This window comes from Vreelandella sp. 2A-K22, assembly GCF_054065485.1.
This window is the reverse complement of sequence record NZ_JBSUGC010000005.1, coordinates 261,407-283,247: the sequence shown is the minus strand read 5'-3', so window position 1 is coordinate 283,247 and position 21,841 is coordinate 261,407. Positions and strand designations below refer to the sequence as shown.

At 53.6% G+C, this 21,841-nt stretch carries 21 protein-coding genes and 3 tRNA genes; 7 read left to right on the top strand and 17 right to left on the bottom strand.

The genetic code is table 11. The annotated features are described in order from the left end of the window. Positions 1-18: 18 nt before the first annotated feature. The 8 genes from mnhG to hemH all read right to left on the bottom strand — a co-directional run bounded on the left by mnhG (position 19) and on the right by hemH (position 7,207). Positions 19-423, bottom strand: coding sequence for a monovalent cation/H(+) antiporter subunit G (gene mnhG, locus ACW17M_RS09270; RefSeq protein WP_007113321.1), 405 nt, complete (start codon positions 421-423; stop codon positions 19-21). Next, a complete protein-coding gene (locus ACW17M_RS09265) occupies positions 416-685 on the bottom strand; it encodes a monovalent cation/H+ antiporter complex subunit F (RefSeq protein WP_022522735.1) in 270 nt (89 codons plus the stop codon). Before ACW17M_RS09265 ends, mnhG begins: the two co-directional genes overlap by 8 nt. Then, positions 685-1,158, bottom strand: coding sequence for a Na+/H+ antiporter subunit E (locus tag ACW17M_RS09260; protein ID WP_022522734.1), 474 nt, complete (start codon positions 1,156-1,158; stop codon positions 685-687). The genes ACW17M_RS09265 and ACW17M_RS09260 overlap by 1 nt, the downstream gene beginning before the upstream one ends. Continuing rightward, a complete protein-coding gene (locus tag ACW17M_RS09255; RefSeq protein WP_457547294.1) occupies positions 1,155-2,759 on the bottom strand; it encodes a Na+/H+ antiporter subunit D in 1,605 nt (534 codons plus the stop codon). The genes ACW17M_RS09260 and ACW17M_RS09255 overlap by 4 nt, the downstream gene beginning before the upstream one ends. Continuing rightward, entirely contained in the window at positions 2,756-3,103 is a 348-nt protein-coding gene (locus ACW17M_RS09250; protein ID WP_022522732.1) for a Na+/H+ antiporter subunit C, read from the bottom strand. The genes ACW17M_RS09255 and ACW17M_RS09250 overlap by 4 nt, the downstream gene beginning before the upstream one ends. An 18-nt stretch (positions 3,104-3,121) precedes the next feature. After that, on the bottom strand, positions 3,122-3,553 hold the full coding sequence (locus tag ACW17M_RS09245; RefSeq protein WP_022522731.1) for a Na+/H+ antiporter subunit B: 432 nt from the start codon (positions 3,551-3,553) through the stop codon (positions 3,122-3,124). Then, positions 3,546-5,885: a putative monovalent cation/H+ antiporter subunit A gene (locus ACW17M_RS09240; RefSeq protein WP_027960148.1), complete on the bottom strand. Its 2,340-nt coding sequence runs from the start codon at positions 5,883-5,885 to the stop codon at positions 3,546-3,548. Before ACW17M_RS09240 ends, ACW17M_RS09245 begins: the two co-directional genes overlap by 8 nt. 230 nt (positions 5,886-6,115) lie before the next feature. Beyond that, entirely contained in the window at positions 6,116-7,207 is a 1,092-nt protein-coding gene (gene hemH / locus ACW17M_RS09235) for a ferrochelatase (RefSeq protein ID WP_161462961.1), read from the bottom strand. Between the two features lie 130 nt (positions 7,208-7,337). On the opposite strand from hemH, the gene ACW17M_RS09230 reads away from it, so the two are divergent. Beyond that, the gene (locus ACW17M_RS09230) at positions 7,338-8,927 is read left to right on the top strand and encodes a cryptochrome/photolyase family protein (protein ID WP_161462962.1); all 1,590 of its coding nucleotides are present in this window, start codon (positions 7,338-7,340) and stop codon (positions 8,925-8,927) included. Then, positions 8,924-9,322 (top strand): thiol-disulfide oxidoreductase DCC family protein, encoded by a 399-nt coding sequence (locus tag ACW17M_RS09225; protein WP_161462963.1) that lies wholly within the window; start codon positions 8,924-8,926, stop codon positions 9,320-9,322. Before ACW17M_RS09230 ends, ACW17M_RS09225 begins: the two co-directional genes overlap by 4 nt. A gap of 15 nt (positions 9,323-9,337) precedes the next feature. Here the strand turns inward: ACW17M_RS09225 and ACW17M_RS09220 are convergent, their stop codons facing one another. From ACW17M_RS09220 to rnr, 9 genes are all read right to left on the bottom strand, one after another. After that, a complete protein-coding gene (locus tag ACW17M_RS09220) occupies positions 9,338-9,640 on the bottom strand; it encodes a DUF6482 family protein (RefSeq protein WP_027960145.1) in 303 nt (100 codons plus the stop codon). Positions 9,641-9,837: 197 nt separating this feature from the next. Beyond that, positions 9,838-10,131, bottom strand: coding sequence for a hypothetical protein (locus ACW17M_RS09215; RefSeq protein WP_022522725.1), 294 nt, complete (start codon positions 10,129-10,131; stop codon positions 9,838-9,840). Between the two features lie 107 nt (positions 10,132-10,238). Continuing rightward, entirely contained in the window at positions 10,239-11,627 is a 1,389-nt protein-coding gene (gene dnaB, locus ACW17M_RS09210; protein ID WP_009287667.1) for a replicative DNA helicase, read from the bottom strand. Positions 11,628-11,903: 276 nt separating this feature from the next. Continuing rightward, entirely contained in the window at positions 11,904-12,350 is a 447-nt protein-coding gene (gene rplI / locus ACW17M_RS09205) for a 50S ribosomal protein L9 (RefSeq protein WP_022522724.1), read from the bottom strand. 15 nt (positions 12,351-12,365) lie between these two features. Further along, positions 12,366-13,217, bottom strand: a complete 852-nt coding sequence (locus ACW17M_RS09200; RefSeq protein ID WP_027960144.1) for a hypothetical protein — start codon at positions 13,215-13,217, stop codon at positions 12,366-12,368. A 12-nt stretch (positions 13,218-13,229) separates the two neighbouring features. Then, positions 13,230-13,457, bottom strand: a complete 228-nt coding sequence (gene rpsR, locus ACW17M_RS09195; RefSeq protein ID WP_008958980.1) for a 30S ribosomal protein S18 — start codon at positions 13,455-13,457, stop codon at positions 13,230-13,232. A 33-nt stretch (positions 13,458-13,490) separates the two neighbouring features. Continuing rightward, complete coding sequence (rpsF, locus tag ACW17M_RS09190; protein ID WP_007113338.1) at positions 13,491-13,868, bottom strand: 30S ribosomal protein S6; 378 nt, start codon at positions 13,866-13,868, stop codon at positions 13,491-13,493. A gap of 219 nt (positions 13,869-14,087) precedes the next feature. Further along, the gene (rlmB, locus tag ACW17M_RS09185) at positions 14,088-14,873 is read right to left on the bottom strand and encodes a 23S rRNA (guanosine(2251)-2'-O)-methyltransferase RlmB (RefSeq protein WP_009287665.1); all 786 of its coding nucleotides are present in this window, start codon (positions 14,871-14,873) and stop codon (positions 14,088-14,090) included. Between the two features lie 2 nt (positions 14,874-14,875). Then, on the bottom strand, positions 14,876-17,293 hold the full coding sequence (rnr, locus tag ACW17M_RS09180) for a ribonuclease R (protein WP_027960143.1): 2,418 nt from the start codon (positions 17,291-17,293) through the stop codon (positions 14,876-14,878). 249 nt (positions 17,294-17,542) lie between these two features. On the opposite strand from rnr, the gene ACW17M_RS09175 reads away from it, so the two are divergent. The 5 genes from ACW17M_RS09175 (at position 17,543) to ACW17M_RS09155 (ending at position 21,804) form a co-directional block, all read left to right on the top strand. Next, positions 17,543-17,629, top strand: a tRNA-Leu gene (locus ACW17M_RS09175). Between the two features lie 64 nt (positions 17,630-17,693). Next, positions 17,694-17,780, top strand: a tRNA-Leu gene (locus ACW17M_RS09170). Positions 17,781-17,825: 45 nt separating this feature from the next. Then, a tRNA-Leu gene (locus tag ACW17M_RS09165) sits at positions 17,826-17,912 on the top strand. A 320-nt stretch (positions 17,913-18,232) separates the two neighbouring features. Next, a complete protein-coding gene (locus tag ACW17M_RS09160) occupies positions 18,233-19,783 on the top strand; it encodes a BCCT family transporter (RefSeq protein WP_457547293.1) in 1,551 nt (516 codons plus the stop codon). After that, entirely contained in the window at positions 19,780-21,804 is a 2,025-nt protein-coding gene (locus ACW17M_RS09155) for a CocE/NonD family hydrolase (protein ID WP_457547292.1), read from the top strand. Before ACW17M_RS09160 ends, ACW17M_RS09155 begins: the two co-directional genes overlap by 4 nt. Positions 21,805-21,841: the final 37 nt, after the last annotated feature.

Sequence of the window (21,841 nt, the reverse complement as noted above, 5' to 3'; positions counted from 1 at the left end):
GGTTTGCTCTAGTCAAGCCTAGTCAGGGTCAGTCTCGCGGGGTTGGCGCTTGGCGTTTTCCTGGGTTTCCAGGCCGCTTTTAAGCTCATGGGTTAAGGGATCATAGTTCGGGCGCAACTCATCCTTTACGGTACCGCTCCACAGCTTCGAGCCAACAAAGTACCCGGCACGGCCAATCACGTGGGCCGCCACGGGGGCGGTCATCAGGATAAACACGATGATGGCAAATGAGCGGGCCACGATCCCCACTTCAGCAAAGTGCATGGCCGCTGCCAACATAATTAAGATAACGCCTAACGCCGCGGCCTTGGTAGTGGCATGCATGCGGGTTAACAAATCGGGCAACCGCAGCAATCCGACTGAGGCAAGCAGTATAAATAGTGCACCACCAATGATTAACGCGCCCTTTATGAAATCAATCATCCCTTGGGCCTCCCCTTTCCAAAAAGCGCGCAAACGCAATTGCCGCTAAGAACCCCATTAATGCGATCACAATGGCGGCATCCAGAAAGCTAGCCACGTCAGACTTGATGGCATAAACCCCGACCAATCCCACCACGGTGGTAGAAAAAAGCTCTAACGCCACCACCCGATCAGGCAAACTCGGCCCGCGCACTACACGCACAAAAGTAAAGATAAGCGCCAGGCTCATGATGACTTGGCTTATTAAAATGACGGTATCCATTAGCGAAATAGCTCCAAAGCCCGGTGCTCCATCTCTTTTAAGTTGCGCCGTAGCTCCTCTTCATTGTCTAAAAACATCGCGTGGATATACAAGACTTTACGGTCATCTGATACATCCAGGCTCAACGTTCCTGGTGTCAATGAAATCAGATTGGCTACCAGAGTAATTTCCATTTCGGTACGCGCGGAAAGCGGCATCGCAATGACCCCAGGCTTCATATGCCAAGGGGGGGTGACAATATCAAAAGCGACACGCAAGTTGGCTTGAACAAGTTCTTTTAGAAAAAAACCAATAAAGCCGATAAAACGCGGTACTCGCGCAGGATAGCCTTTTAGGGAATCAAGCTGAGGTTCGATGAGTATCAGCGTAATGTAGCCAAATATTAGCCCGACAAGGAGGTTTAAGCCGCTAAAATCACCGCTTAACAGTACCCAAGCAAGGCCTAGCAGTAGGTTCCAAATGGCTCCGGTCATCGCGCTGTCTCCCCGGCGTCCGCCTCAGGTTGATCTTCTGCCGCCCCCGTTGGCTGCAGCAGAACATCGTCTGCACTGGCTGAAGCACCCAATACGGCTTCGATGTACCCCGAAGGTTCAAACAGTTGATCACCAATACCCATCATCACCCACATAATAGGTTCTGCAAGCACACCAATGAGCAGAGAAAATAACGCCAACACCATAACGGGCGAATACATCATCCACAGGCTAGGCTTTAACAGACGACCGTCGTCACCAGTTGGCGTGGCAGTCGCAGGCACGTCGTTATCTTCGGGTAACGACTTCCAAAACACTTCATTCCAAATTTTCACCATGGAATAAAGCGTCATCAATCCCACCGCCAGTGCAATGCCGGTCACCACATAGGCTTCAACTTCCAGGCCTGCACGCACAATCACGAATTTGGCAAAAAAGCCTGACAGCGGCGGCACCCCCGCCAGCGAGAATGCAGAAAGAAAGAACGCCACGGCAAGCCAAGGGCGATCTCGGTACAGCCCGCCCATTTTTTTAAGCTGGTAGGTTCCCTGCAAACGGTGGGTGATACCACTGATCAAGAAGAGATTGGTCTTCACCACCATGTTATGCACGATGGCAAACACGCCACCGGCGATCGCCAAAGGTGTGTAAAGAGCTAAGCCTAAGATCATATAGCCAATCTGGCTGACGATATGAAACGACAAGATTCGCCTAAACTCATGCTGGGCGGCGGCACCGAGCACGCCTGTTACCATAGTGAAGGCAGCACCCCAGAGCATAATCTCCTGGAGATAGCCCATGGTTTGATCGAACATCAGGGTAAAGACACGGAACATCGCATACACCCCCACCTTGGTGAGCAACCCGGCAAACAGCGCCGAAACAGCGACCGGTGGGGTGTGATACGAGGCTGGCAGCCAGAAAAATAGCGGAAAGGCGGCGGCTTTGATGCCGAAGGCCACCATAAACATGACCGCCAGCACTTCCACCATACCGGTGTGCTCTGCCTCATCCATGCGCAACGCAATGTCGGCCATGTTGAGTGTACCCACCATGCCATAGAGTAGCCCCACCGCGGTCAGGAAGATGACCGATGCCAACAGGTTCAAGGTGACGTACTTAATCGCCCCTTCCATCTGCGCGCGTTCTCCCCCCAGAATCAGCAGCGCAAAAGAGGCCACCAGCATTACCTCAAACCATACATAGAGGTTAAAGATATCGCCGGTTAAGAAGGCCCCCATCACCCCGGCGAGCAGCAGGTGCATTAACGGATAGTAGCCAAATTTTTCGTGGCCGCGGCCAGTGGTGGCCAGCGAGTAAACACCCATTGCCAAACCGATAATAGCCGTCATTAACACCATCACCGCACTTAACAGATCGGCTATTAAGGTAATCCCGAAGGGAGCTGGCCAGCTACCCATTTGCATGGTGACATAGCCATCTGACAACGTAGATACAAACAGCCACAGGCTAACCATGAGTAGCGCAACATTACCTGCCACCGCCAAAAAGCGCTGCATGGGGGGCGCGCGCCAAAACAACAAGGAGACTGCCCCGGTTAGCAGGGGCAAGAGGACGGGAAGAGCAACTTCAGGCCTCACGTATCAGTATCCTTCATCTTATCGAGATCATCAGCCTTAACGACTTCGTAGGCGCGTCGAATCAATACCACGGCAAAGGCAAGCACCCCAAAGGCAATCACAATGGCCGTCAGCACAACCGCTTGGGGTAAGGGGTCGGCTACCCCGCTGGGCGGCAGCATCATCCCCTCAGGGATAAGCGGAGGTGCTCCACGGGTCATGCCCGCCGTGGTAAAAATCAGTAAATTGGCGGCATTAGAGAGCAGCATCAGACCAATCACCAGTTTGACGATAGAACGACGCAACATCATAAAAATAGCCGTCGCATACAGCAGGCCAATCGCCACTGCCATTAATGGTTCCATGCTGTGCCTCCTGTTAACTCAAGGTTCATCCTTGTCGACCTCCATAAGCGTCATCACCATGCCGGTGACCGAACCCAGCACAGCAAAATAGACGCCTACATCGAAAATCAGCGGCGTGGAAGCTTTAAAGTCGATAACCGGGATAGTCCACCACTGGGCTGTCAGAAATGGCTGCCCCATAAACCAGGCAGGCACTACCGAGATCATTCCCAGCAATAGCCCAACCCCAATCAGGTCTCGGGGGTCGACCATGCGCAGCACTTCTTTGGTGGCACTTACACCAAAGGCAAACAGATACAGCGTAAACGCCCCTGCCGCTACCAAGCCGGCAATAAATCCTCCGCCCGGCTCGTCATGCCCTCGCAGCAATAGGAAAATAGAAAACATCAGTTGCAGCGGCATTAAAAACCGTGCGGCGGTATTAAGAATAATCGTGCCTGACTTAACCATCGTAAGGCTCCTTGGCAGCTACTTTACTGCTGTCGGTGGTTTTGGTGTTATTGCGTAGCTTTAACATGGCGATCACGCCGATGGCGGCAAGCGCTAACACGAACATCTCACCTAAGGTATCCAGGGCACGGTAGTCGACCAAAATGACGTTAACGATGTTGCGGCCATACGCCAAAGGCGCGCTGTTCTCAATCATGTAGGTCGAAATGGGCTCAAACTGTTGAATGCTCCAGGAGGTCATAATCAGTAGGCAGATCAAGATACCCACCATAGCGGCCACCACGCCGTCGCGTATGCGCTCCAAGCTGGTGGAAAGATTCGAGAAGCGTGGCAGGCGAAACAGCACCAGTACCAGCAAAATAACCGTTAAGGTCTCTACCAGCAGTTGGGTAATCGCTAAATCTGGCGCACTGAACAGAACAAAAATCAATGCAATGGAAAAACCCATGATGCCCACGGAAACCACTGCCCCCAGCCGCGATCGAGAAATGGTCGCAAACAGTGCCCCCATCACCATAGTGCCAGCCACGACTACCTCGTGAAAACGCACATCCAGGTCAACGGCAAACACAGGCGAATGGCGTAATAGAATTGAATTACCGATCAGTGCAATAAGCGTCGCTAACATCACTAAAATGTAGTTACGCATATAGCCGTTTTGGAGCAGCCGAGTTTGCCACTCTGAGAAGTGCACAATGCCATTCATCATGCTTTCATACCCAGCCTCGGGGCCATGGCGCATCACCGGTGCCAATACAGAGAGCTTGCCACGCACGCTGTCCCAACGCCTAAACAGCAAAAAGCCTAAACCAAGGCTAACGATCGACATTATCAACGCGACGTTAATGCCATACCAAAGCGACAGCGCCACTTCTACTGTTTGCCCGGATATAGCAGTGGCGGTTGCCGTTAACAACGCATCAGCACCCAGCACAGCGGGCATCAAGCCTAACAGGAGCGACCCTAGTGCGAGCAACGCGGGCCCAAGCAGCATACCAGGCGGAGCTTCATGTGGTTCAAGCGGGGTTTGGTGACGCTTACCGTAAAAAGGACGTAGCGCCACAATGAAAGCAACGGCGATAGTTAAAATAGATGCCAGAAAGGCGAACAGCACCAGTAGTGTTCGGAAGCTATCGGCACCGAGAACTGATTCAAGCATCAGTTCTTTACCGATAAAACCGAGTAGCGGCGGCACACCGGCAAGCGAAAGCGCAGCCACCAACGCAATGGTGGCAGTCAGCGGCATCACTGAGCGTAACCCGCCCATCTGGGTGACATCTTTCGTGCCGGTCTCATGATCGAGAATACCGGCGACCATAAACAGCGCCCCTTTATACAGCGAGTGCGCGAGCAGGAAGGTAACAAACGCGGTCATCGCGTACTCGGTGCCGATGCCCAATAGCATCGTCAGCGTGCCCAGCGCCATAATGGTCGAGTAAGCGAGCAGCTTTTTGATATTGGTGTGATGAATCGCTAAAAACGCACCCACCAGCATAGTGGTTGCGCCGACCACGGAAAGAACGCCAACCCACATCGCAGTGCCACCCAGCTCCGGGTGTAAGCGCGCCAGCAGATAAATACCCGCTTTCACCATGGTGGCCGAGTGCAGGTAAGCCGAAACCGGAGTCGGCGCGGCCATGGCGTTGGGTAACCAAAAGTGAAACGGAAACTGAGCCGATTTGGTGAAGGCACCCAGTAGCAAACAGATCAGCATAGGCGTGTAGAGTGCATGTTCACGCAGGTCAGCCTCCTGATCAAGAATCTCCGCCAGCGACCAGCTACCGCTGGCAATCCCTAGCAGCACCAGCCCAGCCATTAATGCTAACCCACCCGCCACGGTAACGAATAAGCCCTGCCGCGCTGATTTACGTGCATTGATATCAGCGTGGTTAAAACCAATCAGCAAATAGGAGGTAATGCTGGTCAATTCCCAAAAAACGAATAGCGTTAATAGGCCGTCAGCTAGTACCAGCCCCAGCATCGACACCATGAAGGCGACCAAGGCGATGTGAAATCGGGCAAGATCAGGGTGATCTTTAAGGTAGCCGCCGGCATATACCAGCACGCAGGCCCCCATAACGGTAATCAATAACCCAAAGAGTAACGATAGACCGTCCAACAGGAAGGTAAGGCTGATTCCCAGAGAAGGCACCCACTGCCACTCTAAAAGCAGGCTACCGTTCTCAATGACCTCAGGGGCTTGAAGTGCCAACCACGCCGCCAATCCGGCAGGAAATAGAGCCAATACTAGGCTGGCACGCTGGCCGAACCAGTGGTTTAACATTGGCGATAGCGCCGCCAGTACGAACCCCATTAAAACGGCAAATTGTATCAAGCGAAACCTCCTGAAAAACGAAAGGCTCACCACCAAGACAGCCGCTAGCGGTTAGACACCTTACTTTGCCAATAATATGCCAGCGTTGAATAATAGTGATTCTAAAGTTGTACACCATATAACAGGCAGTTTTGACTGACCAGTCAAACGCTTAAACGCAAACAGCCGCACAGCGATTAATTTCGCAGGGCGGCTGCTATTAGCTTTCAGTTATGACGAGTAGCTAGCTAAACGCTAGGGTTTGGGGCCGATAGCCATCCTGCTAATTCATTGTTGATGACTGCTAACAGTGCCTCAATATGGTCATCGCGATCATTCAGGCAAGGTATATAGCTGAACGTTTCGCCACCCGCTTCCATAAAGCTATCGCGAATCTCCTCTTCGATCTCTTCCAAGGTTTCAACACAGTCGGAAGAGAAGGCAGGCGACATAATCGCAATGTGCTTATGCCCCTGCTCGGCGAGTTCTGCCACATGCTTAACGGTTTGTGGGCCGACCCATTTTTCAGGGCCAAACTGTGACTGGAAAGCGGTATCCACTTCCTCTTTGCTAAAACCAAGCTTCTCACGGAGCAGGCGCGTCGTTTTCTGGCACTGACAGTGGTAAGGATCACCCTCCATCAGGTAGCGCTCGGGAACGCCATGGTAGCTGGCAACCAGCTTGGTCGGCCGGGTCGAGAAACCGTCGTAGGCTTCTTGTACCGAGTTGGCCAACGCCTGAACGTAGGCAGGATGTTCAAAATAAGCGGGCACCGTACGTATATAAGGCTGCCACTTCATCTTCATCAGGGTGCGAAACGCCTGATCATTCGCCGTCGCCGTGGTGGGCGAACCGTACTGAGGGTATAGCGGAAAAAACACGATTCGCTCGCAGCCCTTCTCTTTTAATCGCGTCAGCACGCTTTCCGTCGAGGGATTACCGTAGCGCATGCAGAAATCGACCTCGACATCGTCACCATAAAGCGCCTTTAACCGTGCGGTCATCTTCTCGGTCTGGGCGCGCGTCGTTGTTAGCAGCGGGCTTTCGTTTTTCTCGTTATTCCAGATCCCCCGGTAGGCCTTGCCCGATGAGAAGGGACGCTTGGTCAAAATAATCAGTTGTAGCAACGGTTGCCATTTCCAACCGGCATAGTCAACCACGCGCTTATCAGAAAGAAACTCATTGAGGTAACGACGCATTGACCAGTAGTCGGTGGCATCCGGGGTTCCCAGGTTTGCCAGCACAACACCCACCTTGGCTCGCGCTACCGGTGGATGATCGCTGGGTGCATGGGCCAAGCGGCCCTCGCCCGGCTGATCCTTGACGACATTCTCGGTCATTACTCATGCTCCTGAAAAATAACGATGGTACTCAGTACCTCTATCAATTGATTAAATCCTATCACTTTTCGGCAAAGTGGCGGTATAAAGTTATACTATCGGCATCATTTGTATAATTACAGGCTAACTCATGTCCAAGCCTTTGCTTTTGGTGCTCGGCGACCAGCTCTCGTTTTCACTCACAACGCTGCAAGACGCGCCCGCCAATGCCGTGGTTGCCCTGTGCGAAGTTGGCGAGGAAGCGCGCTATGTTCCCCATCATATCCATAAAATTGGCTTCTTTTTGGCTGCCATGCGTCACTTTGCCCAGGCACTGTGCGAAAAAGGCTTTCAAGTGCACTACAGCGCGCTGGATGATGCAGATAATTGCCACTCCCTTATTGAGGAAGCCGAACGCATCGCGCAACAGTACGGCTGCAATGAGATACGCGTTGCCCGACCTGGCGAATGGCGGCTATGGGAGACGATGCAGCAGCGCGAAAACGCAACGATTCCGTGGCGACTACTTGAGGATGAGCGCTTTTTCACCACACCCGATGACTTTAGCCAATGGGCAAGCGGACGCAAACAGCTGCGCCTTGAGTACTTTTACCGAGAACAGCGCAAACGTACCGGGTACTTGATGGAGGGCGACGAGCCCGTTGGCGGCAAATGGAATTTTGACCACGACAATCGCCAGCCTATCAAAGCCAAACTGGATTTCCCTGAGCTACCTCAACATCGTCAGGATGCGATCACCCAAGAAGCGCTAAACGATGCCAAGCGCCATTTTGGCGACCATATGGGGTCTCTGGATAATTTCAACCTGCCAGTCACTCGTCGACAAGCGTTGGTGGATTTACACCATTTTATAGACCATGGATTGGCTGATTTTGGCCGCTATCAAGATGCAATCAGTGACTCTGCACCTTATTTGTATCACTCGCGCCTCTCAGCTGCGATGAACATCGGCCTGCTGTCGCCCCATGAAGTCTGCGAAGCCGCCGAGCAGCGTTACTATGGCGGTGACGTGTCGATCAACGCCGTGGAAGGGTTTATCCGCCAAATTCTTGGCTGGCGTGAGTATGTGCGAGGGCTCTACTGGACGCAGATGCCCAGCTACAAAGGGTCTAATCAGCTAGGTTTTGAGCGCGACCTGCCAGCGTTTTACTGGGACGCGGATACCGATATGCGCTGCTTGCAGCGCGCTATTCAGATGACCATCGACAATAGCTACGCCCACCATATTCAACGACTGATGGTGACAGGCAATTTCGCCTTACTATGCGGAGTTAAACCTGAGGCGCTATGCGACTGGTACTTAGCGGTTTATGCAGATGCCAGTGAGTGGGTAGAGCTGCCTAACACCCTAGGGATGGTGCTCCATGCCGACGGCGGCTTAATGGGCTCAAAGCCCTACTGTGCGTCGGGCAAGTATATCGACAAAATGTCCGACCATTGTCAGCACTGCCGTTACTCACCCAAGCAGGTCACGGGGCCAAAAGCCTGCCCTTTCAACAGCCTTTACTGGCACTTTCTCGAAACCAACGCTGAGCGTCTGAGTAAGACCCCTCGCATGAAGCTGATTTACGGCTCCCTCAACCGCATGGCCGACGAGAAGCGCGAGGCTATCCGCCAACAGGCTGAGCACTTTTTGGATCAATTGGAAACATCGCCTGGCTACGGGCAGCCCTGCCACACAGCAGGTTATTCGGCCAATACCAACCAGGAGTCACCATGAGCCGCTACACGCCACTACATGCTGCACCGCCAGTTACGCTATTTCACGATGGTCACTGCCCCTTTTGCCAACAGGAAGTCGCGTGGCTGGAAAAGCATCGCCATCGGGAACACATCGCGCTGATAGATATTCAGGCCCGTGATTTTAACGCTCAGGCGTATGGGCAAGAATTTAACGCCATGATGGGCCAGTTGCACCTGCGTGATAGTCAAGGGAGATGGTACATCGGCATGGATGCCAGCCGTGCCCTCTATGCAGTGTTGGGCTATCGGCGGCTGGTGAGGTTTTCGTGCTTACCGGGAGTACACGGCATAATGAATGCCGGTTACCGATTTTTTGCCCGTCGCCGAATTCGGCTTGGGCAGTGGTGGGAAAAGCGTCAGGCTAAACGTTGATGGGTGAGAGCAGCGTTAAAAAACAAGCGGCATACGCGATGTGAGCGGCTCACTATAGTGCGCGTCGCGGCCTATCACTTCATCGTGGGGCACATGCTGTACCAGGTAAGCGCGATGAATCCCGGCGCGCTTGAGATCCATATAGGCATCATCTAGCGAGCGAAACAGCATTGGCTTGGTACGCTGCGTCAGCATATGACGCTCGCCTTCAACGTCTTCCAGCTCAACCTGATAAAAACGGCTGCCCGAATGGGTAATCACGCGAATTTCAAAATTGTCGTGATTGGCGACAAACTGCTTAAGATCCTTAAGTTCCATGGTTCCCTCCTATTATTTGGCTATTTCATACGTTATGTCAGACGGCATGTCATCAGGGCACAGCATGACTGTACCCCATGACACTTCTGTTGCCCCGTCATTGCAATGTAATGACAACAAGCAATAACTAGACATTAATAGCTAGGAGGTCAATAGTGCAAGAGAGTTCCTGACCGGAAGGTCAAGATATCAATTGATTATTGATATTCAGAGGGGTCGATCGCTTTGCCAAGCGAATTGCGGTCAATCCAGTTGCCGCCTTTAGTCTCTTTGTAGCGGAACACGACCTTATCTCCCACCGTCACAGGCAGCTCACCATCTTCAGTCTGGTAACTATACTTCTCGCCTGCGACCACTAAATGGTAGCGATAAAGATCCGGCATACCTAGCCACTCTTTAAAAGGGCCTTCGCGCTCTATCGCCTCTAGCTCACCGCGACCTTCTAACTTAGGAAGACGCTGCCGGTTACCGCGCCGAAATCCACCTGCCATTTGCTGCTCCCGTTTTTACATATCGTGGGTGAGGCATTATACGAACTCGCCCCCCATCCTCAAGCTACTTATCACTAGCCTGTCATCACAAACCAGTCATCATTAACTTAGTCGCCGAACGCTTGGCCGTAACTATCCGGAGCCAAATCCTCAAAGCGGGTATATTTGCCGATAAAGGCCATATGCACCGTGCCGATAGGACCATTACGCTGCTTACCGATAATTAACTCAGCAATCCCCTGATTGTCGGGATTATCTGGATTATAGACCTCATCGCGATAAACGAAGGCAATGACGTCGGCATCCTGCTCGATCGCACCAGATTCCCTCAGATCCGACATAACCGGGCGTTTGTTGGGGCGCTGCTCCAAGGAGCGGTTCAACTGAGAAAGAGCCACCACAGGGCAGTTAAACTCTTTCGCCAACCCCTTCAAGGAGCGCGAAATCTCGGAAATCTCACCGGTGCGGTTTTCGCTAAAGCCAGGGATCTGCATCAACTGAAGATAATCGATCATGACCAGTGCGATATTGCCATGTTCACGCACCACACGGCGCAACCTTGAGCGCATTTCGTTAGGCGACAAGGCCGCGGTGTCGTCGATAAACAGCTGTTTGTCTTTGAGCAGATTAACCGCTGAGGTTAAACGCGGCCAATCCTCGTCCTCCAGTTGCCCGGTACGCACACGGGTTTGATCGATTCGGCCCAGGGAAGACAGCATCCTCAGCATGAGCGACTCTGCGGGCATCTCCATGGAGAACACCATGACTGGCTTGTCGCTGGAAATCACCGCATGTTCAACCAGGTTCATAGCGAAGGTCGTTTTACCCATCGAGGGTCGACCGGCGATGACCACCATATCGGATGGCTGCAACCCGGTGGTCATTTCATCCAGATCACGAAAACCAGTGGAAAGCCCGGTCATTTCACCTTTCAGATTAAACAGCTCATCAATACGATCCACCGCCTTGGTCAATAGATCGCTCATGCCAATGGGGCCGCCCGTTTTGGGGCGCTCCTCGGCAATCTGGAACACTAACCGCTCGGCTTCGTTAAGCAATTCATCAGCCGGGCGCCCCTGGGGAGTAAAGGCACTATCGGCAATTTGATTAGCCGCACGGATCAGCTTGCGCAGCGTTGCCCGCTCACGCACGATATCAGCATAGGCGCGAATATTACTGGCAGAGGGCGTGTTACGAGCAAGCTCTGCCAAAAACGCCAGGCCGCCTACGGTATCCAAGTGATCACGCGCTTCCAGCGCTTCAGAAAGCGTCACCACATCCAGCGGCTGACCGGCTTCAGCCAGATGAATCATCACGTTGAACACCAAACGGTGCTCATAGCGGTAGAAGTCATCAGCGACCAACCGCTCTGAAACGTTATCCCAGGCCTGGTTGTCTAGCATGAGCCCGCCTAGTACCGACTGCTCCGCCTCTAATGAATGCGGCGGCAGTTTTAGCGCTGCCGTTTCTGTATCAGCAGAAGGCTGGTCCTGCATAGCGAGCTCCTTTAAACACTACTGCGTAGCCGGTGAAGATGCTTATCTTAGCCGCATGCGGTGCGACTACCAACATGATCAAGGCGTTGTCTTAAAATACCCAGCGGGGGATGGGCTGGATAGTTTTGGCAACGCCCAAAAAATAGCGAATATCCAGAACTAGCGGATACCCGGAAAAACAAAAGGCGCGGGAGAAACCCCGCGCCTTTTGAGGCAGCTGTATTAGCTGCCGTTAGTAACGACTTTACGTCGTTACTAACTTAACTACTCGCTCAATTACTCTGCAACTACCACTACGCGTACAACGGCATCCACTTCAGCGTGCAAGTGAAGAGTGATGTCGTATTCGCCAGTTTGACGAATTGGGCCATTTGGCATGCGGACTTCGCTTTTGGCAATATCGATGCCAGCAGAGGAAATCGCGTCGGCCAGGTCACGCGGACCAATAGAACCAAACAGCTTGCCTTCATCGCCTGCTTTGGAAACCAAAGACAGTTCGATGTCGTTTAGCTGCTCAGCGCGCGCTTCGGCTTCTGCCTTACGCTCAGCGGCTTGCGCTTCGAGCTCAGCACGCTGTGCTTCAAACGCTTCGATGTTGTCTTTGGTGGCCGGTACGGCTAAGCCGTAAGGCACCAAGTAGTTACGACCATAACCAGGCTTCACGGTGACCTTGTCACCCAGGCCGCCCAGCTTACCAATGTTGTCGAGCAGAATGACTTCCATCTCGTAAACCTCTTGTCAGTTGCTGCGGGCAAGGCGTGCGCGAACGTTCGCGAATGTATCAATCAGCCCCAACAGCAGCACAATGAGAATCGTGGGCCAGGTCGTGATCAGTAGCACATAAAATGCTACCAGCCACAGCCCGTTCATCCCCTTTATTCCAATAAACCCGTGCACTAACGCAACGCCAGCTACCAACAGCGGAATCCAACCAAGCATCGCCAGCGCATGAGCGCCTAGCAGCATACCTATCACCCCAATGACGACCAGCACGGCCAGTTCTTTAGGGGTCAAGCGCAGTGCGTGAAACTCTTCGCGAAAGCCACCTGGGTTGTACAACCCAGCTTGCCAACTCCGCGCAAGTGCCAAGCACACTATGGCTGCCAACAGCACCACAAGCCCGGTTACTCCACCCACCACCAGTGCGGCAATGGTTTGAGTATCGTAGCCTTGATTGGCAAATTCCGTGAGCATGCGATCCACTTCTTCTGAACCTTCTCGCAACTGCTCAAGCATTAGCTCAGTGCCACCTGGCGGACTGAAGATGCCGAGTTGAACCATGACAGAGGCGACCAACGTCCCCACAATCAAGGTTTCTCCCCAACGCATCCTCTCGCGCAGGATAACGGCCATCAGCGTAACCAGCAGTATGCTAGCAAGCGGAATCACATCACCCTGAGCCCACCACCAACCGGCTGGTAGTGCTGCGGCGATGATGACCGGTAGCGCAGGGGCAAAACCTCTGCGCAGCGTCATCAACGCAGCGATGGCTGCTCCTAACCAGAACAGCCAAGGCACTAGCGTTGCCAAGGCCGCCCCGCCTGCAGCGTAAGGCGTGCCCCGCATTAGCCATCGGGCTAGTGCCAGCATCACGTTAAACGCTTACTGGTGGCTATCGGAGTAGGGCAGCAGTGCCAGATAACGCGAACGCTTGATAGCGGTCGCCAACTGACGCTGATAGCGTGCTTTGGTGCCGGTAATACGGCTTGGAACGATCTTGCCGGTTTCGGTGATGTAAGCCTTCAGCGTGTCCAGATCTTTGTAATCGATCTGCTTGATGCCTTCAGCGGTGAAGCGGCAAAACTTACGGCGACGGAAAAAACGTGCCATGGACTAGCTCCTTAAAACGTGCAGTGAATAAAATCAGGCAGTTTCTTCTTCTTCAGCGCGCGGTTTTTCTTCGCGACGCGGACGTTTTTCTTCTGCCGGTTTCATCATCGGGGAAGCTTCAGTAACAGCTTCTTTGCAGCGAACAACCAGGCTGCGGATAATGGCGTCGTTGTAACGGAAGATGTTCTCGATCTCGTCGAGAGTCTCGCCGCTACATTCAACGTTCATCAGCACGTAGTGGGCTTTGTGGATCTTGTTGATCGGGTAAGCCAAGTGACGACGGCCCCAATCTTCTAGACGATGCACAGTGCCGCTGTTTTCGGTAACGATGCTGGTGTAGCGCTCGACCATTGCCGGCACCTGCTCGCTTTGATCCGGGTGGACCATAAACACGATTTCGTAATGACGCATGGGATCTCCTTGCGGTTTGACAGCTTCCTTTGTGTGCCATTGCTTAACGCAATAAACGACGACAGGGAAGCAAGGAGTTAACTGAAGTGCTCCGCCACCGCGCTAGGCGGCCACAGGGGCATCAAACAGAACTTTTCATTTCAGCAAAAGCTAATACTTCAACGACAGCTAACACCCGCTTGCAGACAAACGGGCGCGTGTATCTTAGTAGCACGGCGGTTAACTTGCAAGCTGGCGCTGACGGACAGCCTCGAACAGGCAAATACCAGTAGCCACCGAGACATTAAGGCTAGAGACCTCCCCCGCCATGGGAAGCTTGGCAAGATTATCGCAGGCTTCGCGAGTCAAGCGCCGCATGCCCTTGCCTTCCGCCCCCATCACCAGCGCGGTGGGGCCGGTCATATCAATGTCAAAAACGCTGGCCTCAGCTTCACCAGCCGTACCGGTTATCCAGACACCGGCATCTTTTAGCTTGGCCAGGGTGCGAGCCAAGTTAGTCACTTGATAAACCGGCACCACTTCGGCGGCGCCACAAGCGACTTTACGCACCGTTGCATTGAGCGGTGCGGCTTTATCTTTCGCCACAATCACGCCGTGGGCACCGGCGGCATCCGCGCTACGCAGGCAGGCACCAAAGTTATGCACATCCGTCACGCCATCCAAAATCAGCAACAGCGGTGGTGTATTCGAGGGCCAGGCGCGTAGCTTAAGCCAGAGCGACTCTTCACCTTCAGGAGTTAACGGCGGACAAAACGCCACCACTCCCTGATGAGCCGCCCCCTGGGTTAGCTGATCAAGCAAATCCCGGGGCTGCTCTTTTACTCGAGCACCATGCGCCTGGGCCTGGGTAATCAGCTCTTTTAAGCGGCTCCCTGCCCCCTGCTGCACCCAAAGCTCTCGGGGCGCTTCGCCTCTGTCTAACAAGCTTTGCAATGCATGAACGCCATATACCTGATCCAAACCATCAGGGGTCTTGGGGCCCCGCCGTGAAGACGCCGACTTCATACTCAGCCCTTATTCGGTGATGGTTTGCGTGGGCCATTTCGCGTACGGCGTGGGCCGCGACGCGTAGCAGGCTTCTCGCTATTGGATGGTTTGTTACCAGATGCCTTAGCACCACCACCTTTAGCACCAGCGCCCCCTTCCCCACCGCGGCTCTTACGCGGCTGGCGGCGTGGGCGCGGCTTTTCATCACCCAGCCCAAAGTCAATCTTACGATCGTCCATATCAACACGCGCCACTTGGACGGTAAGACCATCACCCAAGCGGTAGGTCGTGCCGGTGCGCTCACCTTTAAGACGGTGCTTCTCAGCTTCGTAGTGGTAATAATCCGAAGGCAGCGACGTCACGTGAACCAAGCCTTCCACGTAGAACTCATCCAAACGCACAAACAGACCGAACTGAGTTACGGAGGCGATGGTACCTTCGAACATCTCGCCGAGCTTGTCGGACATAAACTCGCACTTCAGCCAGCTCTCTACATCACGAGTGGCCTCGTCGGCACGGCGCTCAGTCATTGAGCAGTGTTCACCCAGTTCAAGCATCTGCTCGAAGGTATACGGACACCACTTGCTGGGCGGCTCAACCGGCGCACCTTCTACGCGCAGCACCGTGTTGGTCTGGCGCGGACCGCGGATCACCGAACGAATAGCGCGGTGTACCAGCAGGTCGGGATAGCGGCGAATCGGCGAGGTAAAGTGGGCGTAGGCTTGGTAGGCCAAGCCAAAGTGGCCTTCGTTTTGCGGTGAGTAGACCGCCTGATTCATTGAGCGCAGCATGACCGTCTGAATGATATCGAAGTCAGGGCGGTCGGCAATCGTTTCACGCAGTGCCTGGTAGTCCTGCGGAGTGGGCATATCACCGCCGCCGACAGCAAGACCTAACTCATTCAAGAACAGACGCAGCTTATCAAGCCGCTCCGGCGTCGGGCGCTCATGGATACGGTAAAGCGCTGGCAAATCATGCTTATCCAGGAAGCGCGCAGTCGCCACGTTGGCCGCCAGCATGCACTCTTCAATTAACTTGTGAGCATTGTTACGGCTACGTGGAACGATTTTTTCGATTTTGCGCTCATCGTTAAAGATGATTGCTGTTTCAGTGGTGTCAAAATCGATCGCACCACGCTCGGCACGCGCTTCGCGCAACAAGTAGTAAAGCTCTTCCAGATTTTTCAGCGGCTTAACTAGCTCGCTGTGCTCTGCCCTTAGCGCCTCACCGTCTTCGCTCTTATCGTCGAGAATCGCGGCCACCTTGTTATAGGTCAGGCGAGCGTGGGAGTTCATGACGGCTTCGTAGAAGCGGTAGCGGCTAATCGCACCGGTTTGCGAAATATTCATCTCGCACACCAGCACCAGCCGATCCACGTGTGGGTTCAGCGAACAGAGTCCGTTGGACAGCAGTTCCGGTAGCATGGGAACCACTTGACCAGGGAAGTAGACCGAGTTGCCCCGTGTGCGGCCTTCGTCGTCCAACGGCGTGCCTGGGCGTACATAGTGGGAAACGTCCGCGATGGCGACGAGCAGTTTCCAACTACCGGATTTGGTTTTCCAAGCACACACAGCATCATCGAAGTCTTTGGCAGACTCATCGTCAATGGTAACCAGCGGCACGTCACGCAGGTCAACTCGGTGCTGCTTATCCTCTTCCAACACTTCAGCTGAAATGCCGGCGATCTGGTCGAGCACTTCAGGCGGGAATTCTGCAGGAATATCGTAACTGCGAATCGCAATATCAATTTCCATACCGGGATCCATACGCTCACCCAGCACTTCGATTACCTCACCTACCGGCTGTACACGGGTGGCCGGCTGCTGAACGATTTTGGCCGAGATCACCTGGCCATCTTTCGCGCCACCGCAGGCGCTATGAGGAATAATCACTTCCTGAGTGATACGCGGATTTTCCGGTATTAGAATGCCAAACTCAGGCGTATTACTACGGTAAACGCCGACGATAGTTTGCGTGTTGCGTGCAATCACATCGGCAATGGTCGCCTCATCACGACCACGGCGATCGCGTCCGCTAATGCGCGCCAGCACGTGGTCACCGTGAAAAACACGGCGCATTTGGCGCGGGGGCAATACCAGGTCTGGCTTTTTGCCATCATCGCGCAGCAGAAAACCAAAGCCGTCTCGGTGCCCCAGCACCTTGCCTTTGACCAGATCGAGCTTGTCGATCAGCGCATAGGCGCCTCGCCGGTCACGCAGCACCTGACCGTCGCGTTCCATCGCCGCCAAGCGGCGCCTGACGGCTTCTATAAGTTCTTCGTCTTCCAGCCCCAGCATGCGGCTCATATTTTCGTGAGTGATCGGCTTGCCATAGCTTTCTAAGGCTGCAAGCAAATACTCCCGGCTTGGCGCTGGGTTGCCATATTTATGCGCCTCGCGCTCGGCGTGCGGATCATCACTTAACGTCCAATACTTCATGCGATCAACATCCTTGATGGCGTCATTTGCGAGAGGCATAAAAAAGGCGCAAACGCGTTGCGTTGCGGGCTAGATATTTCAACGCTTGATAGGCTGAAATGAATAGGGTTTTGTTTAGTCATAGGCGCAGTATAGCGCTGCACGTTCAATCACCCAACCGTCTTAGACGTTGTTTATACAATTTGCGTTATAAAAAGCACGTTAGGGGTCTTGCATTTAACCATCACCCCGGTATTATACGCGCCACTTGCCCAGATGGCGGAATTGGTAGACGCGCTAGCTTCAGGTGCTAGTGTCCGTATGGACGTGGAGGTTCAAGTCCTCTTCTGGGCACCAAACTGCTTTTATGCTATCTATTGGTATGAGCAGTACGGTGTTAAGCAAGGCAAGGTTTGTGTTCGCCCAGGTGGCGGAATTGGTAGACGCGCTAGCTTCAGGTGCTAGTGTCTGTATGGACGTGGAGGTTCAAGTCCTCTCCTGGGCACCATACGAACACAAACAGTAAGTAGTTAATCCAAGCGTTAGATGATGCGCCCAGGTGGCGGAATTGGTAGACGCGCTAGCTTCAGGTGCTAGTGTCCGTATGGACGTGGAGGTTCAAGTCCTCTCCTGGGCACCATGACTTACATGGGCCGTGTCCGCATCATCATAGTATCTTCAGATTTTCTGCCACTCTCACTACCCCCCTTTTTTATCCCCTATACATCCCTTTATCTCCACCGGATTTAAGTCGCCTCAAATCCTGGCTTCCTGATCGCGCATATCTTAGATTTTAACTCCAAGCGTTTGCTGTCTTTAATGACCTGCTAATCCATCGGCGGCCCATGCATTCAGCGCATACCCCCATTCCGAGTCTTCGCTTTATGTCAGGACTGGAATGGCGTTAGGTTGTTATGCCATGAAATTCATGCATAGCAATAACGATAAAGGGAAAACGGTATGCCGATGAAATCGCTGCGACCGTTGGTCTTCTGGCCAACATTTCTTGTTCTATTTGCTGCAGTCATTGCCAGCTATATCAATTTAGAGGCCTTTCTAGCCGTTGCGAGTGGACTAAATGAAGCAATCCTGAATAATTTTTCATGGCTGTTCAGTCTAGGTAGCCTTTACCTTCTCGTTATGGCGGTTATCGTTTATTTCTCTCCAATCGGCCATGTTCGTATTGGGGGTTCTTCCGCAAAGCCTCTTTTATCACCTTTACGCTGGTTCTCGATCACCCTTTGCACCACCTTGGCCGTCGGCGTTCTATTTTGGACCACCGCCGAACCGCTTTATCATTTCATGAGCCCTCCCAGCTTAAGTGGGCTGGAAGCTGGTTCAAGCGATGCCATGGTGTTTGCGATGTCGACCATGTTTTTACATTGGACGTTCACGCCTTACGCTATTTATGCCGTACCTGCATTGATCTTTGCCCTAGCGTTTTACAACCTGCGTCTTCGCTTCTCTATTTCCAGCATGTTGGAGCCGCTTTTCGGCCCAGGAATCAGACGCTTTGCAGGACTTATTGATGCGGTTTCTCTCTACGCCCTGGTAGCCGGCATGGCTTCTTCGCTGGGCACCGGCGCCCTGACACTTTCGGGTGGCGTAGGCCAATACATGGGTGGCGAAACCAGCCCTCTACGGCTTGGCGTTATCGTTGCCATTATCGTGACCACGTTCGTTCTTTCTGCCGCCAGCGGGCTGCAAAAAGGCATTGCTCGATTTTCATCACTTAATGCTGTCCTGCTGCTTATTCTGGGTGTGTTCGCTTTCATCGCAGGCCCCACCATTTTCAGTCTGGCTCTCGGGGTAGAGTCGTTTGGTGTGTTCATCGATAACTTTTTCACTAAGAGTCTGTTTACCGGCACGGCGGGGGAAGATCAGTGGCCACAATGGTGGTCAATATTTTATTGGGCCGTTTGGTTCTCCTGGGCTCCCGTCGCCGCCCTGTTTCTCGGTAAGATATCCTGCGGCTACACCGTGCGAGAGTTTCTTCGCGTCAACCTACTCTACCCCGCACTATTCGCCAGCGTCTGGATTCTAATCTTTTCTGGAACTGCGCTTTACTATCAAGCCCACACCGGGGTCGATCTTTACACCATCCTCAATGACCGCGGAGTGGAAAACGTTCTTTATGAGCTGTTCCAGCAGCTACCCCTTTCAGGGCTATGGATACCAGTACTGCTGTTCATTGCGTATATCTCTTATGTGACGGCTGCCGACTCTCAAACCGATGCCATTGGCAATCTCTGCACCCGTGGGCTGACAGCTGATTCAGACCTCAATGCAGGTATTACCATGAAAGTAACCTGGGGGGTGATTGTCGGTATCGTCGCCTGGGTGATGGTGAGTTTTGTCGGCATTGATGGCGTCAAGATGCTGTCTAACCTGGGCGGACTTCCTGCACTTTTCATCGTGCTGATAGCAACCGGCTCGCTTTGGGTCTGGCTAAAAAATCCGGACCAACTTAGTCGTGTTCCAACACTCACCAGCAACAAGCGTGACTCATGATTATCAAGCAGGATTTTCCGCATCGCACCCGCGAAATAGACAACATTTGGATCCCACTGGCTGACGGCACACGCTTAGCTGCACGCATCTGGTTACCGGTTGATGCTGAAGCACACCCCGTTCCAGCCATCCTGGAATATCTCCCTTACCGAAAACGCGATGGCACCGCAATTCGCGATGAACTAACCCATCCCTACTTCGCTGGCCACGGCTATGCCTGCGTTCGAGTAGACATGCGTGGAAACGGCGAATCAGATGGCCTGATGGAAGATGAGTACGCCCCTCAAGAGCAGGCAGATGCCCTTGAAGTGATCGAGTGGATTGCCAGCCAGCCTTGGTGTAACGGCCAGCTCGGCATGATGGGAATATCCTGGGGTGGTTTTAACAGCCTGCAAGTAGCCGCCCTGCGCCCCGAACCGCTCAAAGCCATCATCACGCTCTGCTCAACCGATGACCGCTACGCTGATGATATTCATTACAAGGGCGGCAATATGTTGCTGGAGAACCTAGGCTGGGCGGCCACTATGCTAAGTTTTTCTGCGGCGGTGCCAGACCCCGCACTGGTTGGCGACAAATGGCGCGATATGTGGATGTCTCGCCTCGATAATATGCCGCTGCTAGCTGAAACTTGGCTCTCTCACCAGCATCGTGATGAGTATTGGAAGCATGGCTCTATCTGCGAGGAGTATGCCGACATCGAAGCGGCCGTTTACATGATAAGCGGCTGGGGCGACTCCTATATCAATACGATCCCTAGAATGATGGAGCATCTTCAATGCCCGAAAAAAGCGCTACTGGGCCCTTGGATGCACAAGTATCCACACTTTGCACTGCCTGATCCGGCGATTGGCTTTCTGCAAGAAGCGCTGCGCTGGTGGGATTACTGGCTCAAAGGTATTGAGACCGGCGTAATGGACGAACCTACCTGCACCTTTTACCTTCAGGATGGCGTTCCGCCCGCTCCAAAGTATAAGGAGCGGCCGGGACAGTGGGTTCGCACTCATGGCTGGCCAGTCCCGGACGACGAGGGTGAATCCATTACCCTAACCATGGGTGACCATGGCCTTTTACCCAGCACCCGCCTCAGCCAGGATCAACTGATTGCATCGCCACTTACTACTGGCGCACTGCAGGGAGAGTACATTCCGCTCTGGTTTGGAGCCGACTTCCCACCCGACCAGCGCCGAGACGATGCGCTGTCACTGACATTTGACTCCGAACCTTATGCACATGGGCTCGATATCCTGGGGCAGCCTTGCGTTTCACTGACGCTGGCAAGTAGCGAGGCGTGCGGCCAACTGCACGCACGCCTATGCGACGTATCACCTAGCGGTGAAAGTGCCTTGATCACCTACGGGACACTTAACCTAAACTTGCGCGACGACGCGGGCACAGTTACCCCTCCCATACCTGGTGACCCCATGCAGGTAAGGCTTGCCATGGACCTTATTGGCTATCGGTTGCCCAAAGGCCACCGTTTGAGGGTTGCTCTCTCCAGCGCCAGCTTCCCATTAGTGTGGTCGCCTAAAAAGCGCGCAGATCTGACCCTCAAGGCAGGTACGCCTAGCCTAGAGCTACCGCGATCCAAAGCGCCCTATATTTCCATGCCTTTCGAGCCGCCAGAAAGCGCCCCTCCCTGCCCTGTGAAGACACTGCGTACCGGCCATCCCAAGCGCACGATCAGCGAAGATGTGGGCAGCGGCGAAGTCAGCGTCATCATTGAAGATGACATGGGAGATATTCAGTTTCTTGAACACGGCTTGCAGGTTGAACAGTACGCCAAGGAGACTTATACCAGTCATCCTGACGATGCTACCCGGACACGTGCAGATATCGAGTGGGTGTACCGCGCTCGCCGTGAAGGAGAAAAAAACAGCTTTGCCGTCACCGTATTTAGCCGCTATCACCTGCGCTGCGATGAACACATGTTTTACCTGAATGCCGAACAGCACGCTTATGAAGACGATAAGCTGGTGAGCGATAAATCGTGGCAGCGAGAGATTCCTCGTACGGCCGTCTAGCCTCTGCAACCCGGCCGGGCAGCAGCCGCCGCTCGGC